This is a genomic window from Roseibium sp. RKSG952 (assembly GCF_009711355.1).
The window spans coordinates 1-781 of sequence record NZ_SMMF01000382.1; the positions used below are offsets into that span (position 1 = coordinate 1).

Here is a 781-nt window from a genome sequence, read left to right on the forward strand (position 1 = left end):
CAAAAAGGCCGGGTTTACCGGACGGACACATTTGAGGGGTCCTGGCGGCTGTCGTTTTTGCCGAGTCTCTCCGGTTTCTGATTTGCCGTTGCGCGAATTACACAAAGCGCGGCGGCTGCCGCTCTGGCGCCGAATGTCCGCAATTGGGCCGCCTGCGCTTTCCGGGCGTCAAAAGACCCGATCGGTGCTGTGCGCGAAATCATGACGATTCACTGCGGCACTGGGAAGCACGCGGGATTTGGGAGGTAACTGTGTTTGCTGTGAGAAATGCGGGCCAGGTGTAGTTCTGAGACGCATGGACAAGGTTTAGAAACAAATGGACAATCGTAGAACCTTTATTCAGGTGCGCTGTCGTTTATTATTGTTGGTGTTTACGGTAGGTGATCATTGTAAAGTAAAGGAGTTATCTAATGCCTATAGAAGTAGAAGCGGCTGTATATGGCGCGGTACAGGGTAGTGTGGATGTAACTAATAAAGTTCAAAGTATAATAGATTCAGGCCAGTGTAAATTTAAAGCCGATAGTGAAGTTTTTGGAGATCCAGCGCCGGGATATCGAAAGCACTTTGTGGCTTTGTATAGATCAGGCGACTACAAGAAAGCGGTGGCATGCAAAGAACACCAAGAGGTCATTTTTTCAAAACAGCATATTTGGGTGATTGAGTAGGGTATTTGACACTACCCGATGTTATTAGATTTTAATCAGACAATACGGAATAACACTGTGAATGAGTAATAAAATCATGAATGTGCGATAACGTATAAAATTATTCGCACATTTTC

General features: G+C 46.0%; 1 protein-coding gene. It reads left to right on the top strand.

Features of this window, described 5'->3' with window-relative positions; translation table 11 throughout:
* Positions 1–410: 410 nt before the first annotated feature.
* Positions 411–665 carry a hypothetical protein gene (locus E1297_RS01145; protein WP_155132837.1) on the top strand — a complete coding sequence of 85 codons (255 nt, stop codon included), beginning with the start codon at positions 411–413 and terminating at the stop codon, positions 663–665.
* Positions 666–781: the final 116 nt, after the last annotated feature.

What these genes read in the sequence shown, in the direction of transcription:
- E1297_RS01145 (WP_155132837.1), top strand. Translation starts at nt 411, where the DNA reads ATGCCTATAGAAGTAGAAGCGGCTGTATATGGCGCGGTACAGGGTAGT.